We start from the raw sequence: 8,193 nt of genomic DNA on the forward strand, positions 1-8,193 counted from the left end.
ACTGGAGACGGAGACGGAGACTTCCGGCCTTGCGACGGTGTGCTCACTAGATAGCGCCTCGCAGGCCTGGTTCGAATAGGCACAACGAAGGTCCACCTCAGGTCAAAGCCACTTCCCATGATTGGGAAGTGGCCTTTTCGATCTTGTATAGCGGCAAATACGGCAACTGCTACGAATCCAGCCGGTCACCCAGCTTCTTGACCGCCTTGCACGTCTTCTTCGAGGACACCTGGGCTTCACAAGGTCATGGACCGACCTCCGTGCAACCCCTGCGCCCATTGCCCGATTATTCGGGGAGACGGAACCCCGTCAAGGACGGTCGTGCACATAGGGCAACCGATGATCGTGGAAGGTCACCGGCTGACGGAACCCGCCTGACAGTCCCGGAGATGGCAGCTATCGAGCGCAGGGGAAGTCTGGCGCTGTTCCTGACTTGGCTGGCACATGGATCGCGAGGAGATCGAGGCATTACGGGCTCGGCGGCCAAAGCCGCGGTTCCCCATGTGGCAGACGTGATCCCATCCCCGATGGTTCCTGCGGTTGATCTTTGCCCTTCTCAGGATGGGGGCTGCCGGTTCTCTACAGTCCTGTCGAACCATGCCATGGTCAGCTCGATCGGGTTGCGGTGAATACGGCGATGTCACGGTCGAAGCAGACGATGATGTGGCCTTGTGGGGTGGCAGCGACGGCATTGACTAAGTCGGGGAATTCGATGTCAGGGCTGATCTTGTCGAAGGTGGTGAGGCTCCATGCCGCTACCGTTCTGTGGCTGGCGGCAACCGCGATGGGGTGGCCGTCGACGGTGGTGGCGGCGAGTGCGCTCACGGTTCCCGTGGAAAGTTGGCCGATCTGCTGAGCGGTGGCGACGTCCCATACCTTCATCGGTGGGTCGCGCCAGTCATCGTTCGTGGTGATGGCGATGGGTCGTCCGTCCACGATGGTGGCGGCCACGAGGCGTACCGGTTTGCCGTTGCTTCCGGTGGTCTGGAGTCCGGTGTCGCGGTTGGTGGTGAGGTCACGGACCCGGAAGCCGCCGCCCCACCGTCCGAGTAGGGCGACGGGCTGGTCGTCGAGCGTGGTGGTGGCGAGGTCGTGTACCCATCGATGGTCGCTCTTGCGGGGGTCGCCGGTCTCTTCGCCGGTGCGGAGATCCCATACCCGGATGGTCTTGTCGTCGCTGGCAGTGATGGCCCGGGGTGGGTCGCCCGTGTTGTCGGCCGCGACGGCGGTTATCGGGCGGCGGTGGGTGGTCAACGGTGCTCCGGCCGCTTTCCCCAGTGTGAGGTCCCAGAGTCGGACATCGCCGTCCTTGGCTCCGGTGATCGCCACCGCGCGACCGTCCACCTGGGTCGCGGCCACAGCAGTGACGGCGCCGGTGTTGTCCGTGAGTGGCTGGCACACCTGATCGCCGGTGTCCAGATCCCATACTCGTACGGATTCGTCATCGCCGCCGGTGACCGCCACCGGTCGGCCGGCCACTGAAGTGGTGGCCACCGCCGTGATCGCGGCGTCGTGGCGAACTGGTTTGTCGGCCGGTTCGCCGACGACCAGATCGGACACCCGGACCGACCCGCCGTCGCAACTCGACACCACCACCTGCCGGCCATCCACCACTGCCGTCGCCACCGCATGCACCGTGCGGGGATGCTGAGGGAACAGCTCACCGACCAGTTCGGCCGTTTTCAGGTCCCACACCTGGATGGTCGGCTCGTTGGAGTTGCAGGTGATCGCCACCGGTCGGCCGTGCAGAACCGTGGTCGTCACTGCCTCTAGGTCCGCAGATCGGGGGAGGTCACCGACCGGAAGTCCGGTGGCTAGGTCCGACACGCGTGTGGTCGTCTGGTAGCCACCAGAGACGACCACCAGCTGGCCGGCAGCCGGCTCCGTGACCGCAACCGCGCCCACGTGTCCACTGTGGCCAGTGAACGGGCTACCCACCGGATCCCCGGTCTCCAGGTCCCATACCCGGACCGTTCGGTCGCCGCCTGTGACAGCCACCCAGCGGCCGTCCAGCACCGCGGTCGCCACCGCGTACACCGGGCCGGTGTGGCCGCGGATCGGTGCCATCACCTCCTGCCGTGTTTCCAGGTCCCAGACCCGTACCGTCGTGTCGTAGCAACCAGCGACCACCACCCGGCGGCCATGGCGTTCCGCGATCGCGAGGGCCTCCACACTGTCAGCCTGAAGGTGGAACGGCTCACCCACCGGCCTACCGGACGCGAGTTCCCACACCCGTACGGTGTCGTCGTCACCACCGCTGACCACAACAGGGCGACCGTCCAGAACTGACATCGCCAGCGCCCGGACCGCGTTCGTGTGACCAGCCCATGAGGCGCCGACCCGCTCGCCGGTCGACAGATCCCAGACCCGTACGGTGTCGTCGCCGCCTCCGGTGACCGCCACGGCACGGCCGTCGAAGACCGCGGTCGTCACCGCCGCCACCCAATTGGTGTGACCGTCGGTGGTGCCTAACGGCGGGCATGACGTCACGCCCTTCGGCAGCAGACTGGTCCACGTCTGTTGCACACGCCAGGCAGTAGGACGAACAATCGGGTCCTCATGGCGGGACAGTGACGACATGCCGCGCATGGTAGTTGCCGGCACCGGGACGCGTCTCCAAGAAACCGGGGTAGTCGTCTTCTCGGGTGGCGGTGCGTGGCCGGAGCTGGCGAGGCCCCGTTGCGTGTCCGATGGCTTCTTGAGTGCTCCTCCGGCGAGGTGATCGCGCTTGTCGTTCGATCTCCGGATCATCGACGGCGATCTCGGTTCGCTGCTCCTCCGCGACGTGAACGCGATGCCCGCGGATCCGCCGCGCATGCTCGTCCGGAGCGGAGAGACGACGGAGGGCCCGGATCGTCTTGATCCGGGCCCTCCGTCGTTCGGTGTCGCGTGTCAGCCAGTGACCGGGATGTCGGTCTTCACCGGCGTCGGGGTGGGCGCGGGCTTGGGCTCGTCCCGCGTCCGTGTGATGTTCTCGTCCCACTCGAGCCAGTCGCTGGTCGCCGTCTCGCGATCTCCCTTACCGGGGTGGGTGGGGGTCGGCGTGTTGCTCGGCGCCGGCGTCGAGGTGGGCGTCCGCGTGGGAGTGGGGGTCACTGTGGACGTCGCAGTGGGTGTGGAAGTCGGATTCGGAGTGCCCGTCGGCGTAGGCGTCTGAGAGGGCGTCCCCGTCGGGGTAGGCGTCTGGGACGGCGTGGGCGTCTGCGACGGGGTGGGCGTCTGGGACGGCGTCCCCGTCGGGGTGGGCGTGGGCTCACACTCGACCCAGAACACCTTGTGCTTGGGCGCGCCGTGCTTCCCCGCGAAGGTCCAGAACAGCTTGTAGTGCCCGTTCGGCAGGGTCATGTCGACGGTACGGCCATGCCCGTCGTTGTCGAGCACGAGGGTGCCGCTCTTCACTGTGGTCTGGTCACCCGTGGGCGGCCAGGACTTGATCTCCCAGCTCACCTGTTCGGCCGCGTCGAAGTTGAACCCGACCAGATAGAACACACAGACATGCGGCTCGTCGCGCTGGTCGTCCTCCGGCGTCGTCCACTTGTGGATCTTGACGTCGCCGTTGTCGCCGGGCGGCTTTCCCTGGAGCGCTCCCGCTGAGGCCGTATTGGAGATGGCGAGCACCGCGAGCGCCGCCACTGCGAGCATGAGCGCCGCTGCGATCCAGCGACGTACTGAAGAGAGTCTGGGGGGTGTCACGATCGCACCTCGGGATGTATGAGAGAGCTTGAGCCTCATAGGGCTCATCTGTGTAAAAATGTCACACTCGCTGGCCCCGCGTATTCAAACGGTCCAAAGCGTTATCTAGCAGGCCAGATGGTTACGCGTTCGTGTCGTATGTGTCATAGCACCTCAGGAGCCGATCGTGCCGCTCGATGCCCCCCGCCGACTCATCGGCGTCACGCTCGTGACCATGAGCCTCGTCGCCTCGCCCCACACCGGCGTTGCCGCGTCGCCCGTCGCCGCCAGCGCCTCGGTCACGGCGACCGCGCTCCCCACGGCCACCACGTTCACGGAGTTGAGCGGCCTCCCGCAGGACACCGACGTGTACGGCAAGCTGAGCGGCATCGTGGTCCATCCCGCACGCACGGTGGGCGTCTACGCCCAGCCCGGCGGCAAGCCCACGGCCACCCTCCCGGCAAAGCAACTCGGCAGCCAGACCTGGGTCCCCGTGGTGGAGGCGCGCAAGGGCTGGTACCGCGTGCTCCTGCCCAGCAAGCCCAACCACGTGACCGGCTGGATCAAGGCTACGGGCCTGAAGAAGGCGCGCAGCCGCTACCGCGCCGTCGTGAAGCTGGGCACCAGGCAGCTGACCGTGATGAACGCGAACAAGAAACTCGGCACCTGGACCGTGGCCGTCGGCGGCCCAGAGACGCCCACGCCGGTGGGCAGGACCTTCCTGCTGGCCCTGATGTCGCCGAAGAAGAAGACCTACAGCCCGCTGATCCTGCCGCTCGGCACGCACTCGGCGACGCTCGACACCTTCGGCGGCGGTCCCGGCACGGTCGCCTTCCACGGCTGGCCGGACCGGAAGGTGTTCGGCAAGGCGGTCACGCACGGCTGCGTCCGCGTGCCTGCTCGCGCGCTCAAGGTGCTGGCAGGGCTGCCTCTGGGAACTCCGGTTCTGATCGCTCCCTGAGGATGGGGGCGACGGCCACGGTGGTACCCGCGGTCAATCACGGCCACACCGACGCTGCCGTACAGGTCGAGGTCACTACACCTGAAGATCGTGCCGATTTGCACGCAGGATGTCGGGAGCTCGAATCTCCTAGGCTCCCCCACAGAAAAGCCCAGGTCATCCCCCTGGGCTTTGATCTTTATCGGGGCTGTTCCGGGGGTCGTGCCCGTTGCGTGCCCGATGCCTTGTCGAGTGCTCCTGCGCCGCCCCGACGCGCGGCCTGGACGCCGGTCTCGGACGGTAGCGGCCCGAGGCCTTACAACTCGCCGGGATCCGACGCCCAGCAAGGCCTGAGTAGCCTGCCCAGATGGACGCGACCGCCATGCTGGAGTGGCTGCTGGAGCGCAACGTGAGCGCTCTCTTTCGAGTAGACCCCGGACGGGAAGGCATCCGTCCCTGGACCTTCCATGCGAGCAGTGAACCGAGGCACGGGGACGGCTGGTCGGTTCGCGCCGACGCGGATTCCCCAGAGGAGTGCCTCCGCCGCGCCCGCAAGGCGCTCAAGCAACACGGACTCGATCTTCCCGAGTAAGTGACCTGCCGTCAGCATGGCTCTGGCGGAGGCGCTCCGGCTTCGGGGTGATCGCCAACGATGTGCTCATCTCTGAGAGGTGCACGCGTCGCGCGGAGGTGACCAAGTGGCAGGCGTGACTCTGATCCGTGCACGTGCTTGCTCGCCCGGCTCGTCTTCCCGCGATCGGGGTCAGTCCAGTCCCCTGAGATCATCTGAGCTTCGATGGGCGCGATTCGGCCAGAGGCCGATGCCCGTACTCTGTCCACCCCAGAACGGTCACACAGTAAAGAGAGGCCATCAGTGCTGCACACCTGGGTCCGTACAGCAGGAGGGCCACTCATCGTCATCCCCAAGTCCGAGCTGAACAACTGGACAGGCGCGGAGGACGATGACGGCCCTGTCGAGACCTGGGGCGACTATGGCCGTGCCTGTGCGGTTGAGGGCTACATCGGCACCGTCACCGTTGGTGCGCAGCAGGCGCTTGTTCTCGGCGACGAACCCGCGATGACGACCTATCTGCCGACCGAACGTCTCTTCCTGCGATGGGCCGCCGCATACTCCGAAGCCGAACTGGTCACGGCGGCCAGGCAAGCCCTCGTGGCAGAGCCGGATTGGGACGACGACGAAGACCTGAAATGGGAGGTAAGGGAGGCAGTCGTACTCTTCGACTCCGCCATTCCCGGCGCTGAGCTGCAGCCTGACGACCGAATCATTATCGATCTCGAGCCAGGCGAGTACAGGGTTCGAGGCACCTACATAAAAGACGAGGACAATTGGATGATCCTCGTTCAACTCCAACCGACAACCTGAGCCCTGGGCGTACTCCACGCCTGTGCCCTCCCACGGATCATGTGGTCAGGAGTCGTAGAGGTCTCAGCGTGGCATCGCCCGAGCGTGCTGTGTCGAAAGGGTCGCCCATCGCTCGACATCACGTACCTGACCGGCCGCCGGCCATGGGGAATGCTCACTCACCTGCACATCTCTCCAACGTCCGTCGTTGGCGTCGAACTCGGGGAGTTCGGCTCCGCCGCGCTCCAGGAGCACCAGAGCCGTTGCTATGAAGCCCTCCATAAGTGAGTGCAGGATTGGATGATTCGAACGCTCGTAGCGCTCGATGAGTGCACTCACGAAGGCTGTGAAGGCGGCCAGGTCGATCTCGCATTCGTCGCTCTCCATAGGGCCGAGTCCGGTCGGCAATCCCGTCTCGGGAGAAAGCGCCTCCGCTGATCGCATGAACAGGCCGGCCACTCCGCTCGAGGCGTTCCAGAGGACTTGATCGCCAACCTGGAAATACTGGCTCATGCATTCCCTGCGCTTCCTTGGCGCCGGACACCGCTCAGCCAAACCTGACGTCTCCGGCCATTGGACGAGGCCCCAGCTGACAGTGCGGCACCGCCACCCGTTCGTGCCGTTGGCCTTCGTCCTGCTTCCTACGCTGCTTCTTCGTTTCTTCTACCAGGCATTCACAGAGCCGGCTGGTCGCTGTCGTGTCTCATCCACACTGTGAGGCTCGTGCCGTAGATCACGGAGTGAAGCGTCCAAGGTCCATCTCCTTCAACGCCTTCGCCCTCTTGGCCTCGCGTAGGGCGTTGTCGGCCCGTGGAAGGCGCGATGCTTGCCGAGGGAGACGAACTCGTCGCGATGTAGGTCGCCCACCGCGGGATGACGCCAGGGCTATGGTCGTGGTCATGTGGATCAACAAGGTGACCGAGATACTGCTCGACGCCGCGGAGATCGCGATCCTTCCCCGATTTCGGGCGCTGGCCGATGGCGAGGTTACCGAGAAGTCACCCGATGAGGTGGTCACCGTGGCCGACCGCGAGGCTGAGGAACTGATCAGCCGAGGGCTGCGCGGAGTGGTGGATGCCCCGGTCGTCGGTGAGGAGGCAACGGCCGGTGATCCTCGGCTGCTTATGGCGCTGCGGGAGGCACCGGCGGCCTGGCTGGTCGATCCGCTGGACGGAACCTCAGCCGGAAACAGGGTCTCCATCATGCAAGACGGACCAGCCAACAAATGCGTATACAATGAGAAGTTCTTCTGGATTGGTCGACATTCCGACCGCCTTCTTGATCGGTTCTGGATATTCACCCATCTTTAATGGATGGAATGCATCGATCTGCAGGCTCGTGCCTCTGTGGTCGATCGCTTCCAGAAGTATCGTTTCGGGGAGTCGCTGAGCAGTGATCACCCATTTACGCTGAAGTAGATGATCGCTCGACTTCTCGAGCGCCTCTCGAATGTCCGCGGTTCCGGTATCGATCGCAAATATATTCGTAACTGTGCTCTCTCCACCTTCCCAGCCGGGATCTTCGGTGGTGGCCTCTCCCAGGACTTTGCCGATGCTGCGCACATCACCAAGTACGGCGGAGTCGACTCGTAGCGTCTCGGGGGCTGACCGATAACCCGAAACCAAGAGATACATACCAAAGAGCGCGATGACCATCCCGAAGCCAAGGCTGGCCTGCCATAAGCTCCTGACCCCGATCCGGCCGAAACTGAAGCGTATTCTCATGGCCAGAGCGTACCGGAACCGATCCGGGCGAGAAAAAGCCAAGCCAGAGACCTGTGGTTGCAGTAACAGTCGCAGTTCAGCTCCGTTCCGCACGGTTCAGAGTTAATCGTGCCCGCCCTCTGGTCTGCATTACTAAATCGTTCGTTCCTGATGTCTTTCGAACCTGGGCTAAGGGCGCGCAGGAGATGTGGTGGAATGGGTCGCGCTTCGCAAGCCAGTCGAATTCCTCGTGTGAGGGTGCCGCCGTAGCAGTCGTCTTCGACAGGAGCACCACTACCAGCAGGAGCGCCGGCAGCCCCATAGTGCGGGGATGTCGAGGTAGCGCATCGCCCGGCCAGTCCACGATCATGTGGTGTGGCAGTCATCCGGTTCCTGGCCATCGGCCTTCTCGGCGGCGTGATACTGATTCCGCTCTTCTGGATACAGCGCGGCGACAGCTTCGAACATGTGCGTCTCGCAGCGCTAATGGCGCTGGACGTAGGCCAGTTCGTCAC

Annotated in this window: 8 protein-coding genes; 5 read left to right on the forward strand and 3 right to left on the reverse strand. The window is 64.7% G+C overall.

Translation table 11 applies throughout. The features are described from left to right. Positions 1–606 precede the first annotated feature (606 nt). Both AC3EO4_RS55145 and AC3EO4_RS55150 read right to left on the reverse strand, forming a co-directional pair. On the reverse strand, positions 607–2,580 hold the full coding sequence (locus tag AC3EO4_RS55145) for a WD40 repeat domain-containing protein (protein WP_431904781.1): 1,974 nt from the start codon (positions 2,578–2,580) through the stop codon (positions 607–609). Between the two features lie 312 nt (positions 2,581–2,892). Beyond that, positions 2,893–3,642, reverse strand: coding sequence for a hypothetical protein (locus AC3EO4_RS55150; RefSeq protein WP_431904784.1), 750 nt, complete (start codon positions 3,640–3,642; stop codon positions 2,893–2,895). A 217-nt stretch (positions 3,643–3,859) separates the two neighbouring features. Here AC3EO4_RS55150 and AC3EO4_RS55155 point away from each other — a divergent pair, with 217 nt between their 5' ends. The 3 genes from AC3EO4_RS55155 (at position 3,860) to AC3EO4_RS55165 (ending at position 5,996) form a co-directional block, all read left to right on the forward strand. Further along, on the forward strand, positions 3,860–4,633 hold the full coding sequence (locus tag AC3EO4_RS55155) for a L,D-transpeptidase (protein WP_431904786.1): 774 nt from the start codon (positions 3,860–3,862) through the stop codon (positions 4,631–4,633). A 346-nt stretch (positions 4,634–4,979) separates the two neighbouring features. Continuing rightward, on the forward strand, positions 4,980–5,204 hold the full coding sequence (locus tag AC3EO4_RS55160; protein WP_379572771.1) for a hypothetical protein: 225 nt from the start codon (positions 4,980–4,982) through the stop codon (positions 5,202–5,204). 282 nt (positions 5,205–5,486) lie between these two features. Next, positions 5,487–5,996, forward strand: coding sequence for an Imm21 family immunity protein (locus AC3EO4_RS55165; RefSeq protein ID WP_431904789.1), 510 nt, complete (start codon positions 5,487–5,489; stop codon positions 5,994–5,996). 63 nt (positions 5,997–6,059) lie between these two features. Here AC3EO4_RS55165 and AC3EO4_RS55170 read toward each other — a convergent pair whose 3' ends face one another. Next, a complete protein-coding gene (locus AC3EO4_RS55170) occupies positions 6,060–6,488 on the reverse strand; it encodes a DUF6086 family protein (protein WP_431904792.1) in 429 nt (142 codons plus the stop codon). Positions 6,489–6,874: 386 nt separating this feature from the next. Between AC3EO4_RS55170 and AC3EO4_RS55175 the strand changes: the two genes are divergently transcribed. Further along, positions 6,875–7,285 carry an inositol monophosphatase family protein gene (locus tag AC3EO4_RS55175; RefSeq protein ID WP_431904794.1) on the forward strand — a complete coding sequence of 137 codons (411 nt, stop codon included), beginning with the start codon at positions 6,875–6,877 and terminating at the stop codon, positions 7,283–7,285. 108 nt (positions 7,286–7,393) lie between these two features. After that, entirely contained in the window at positions 7,394–7,567 is a 174-nt protein-coding gene (locus AC3EO4_RS55180; RefSeq protein WP_431904797.1) for a hypothetical protein, read from the forward strand. The last annotated feature ends 626 nt before the right edge of the window (positions 7,568–8,193 follow it).

It is taken from the genome of Nonomuraea sp. bgisy101 (genome assembly GCF_057708945.1).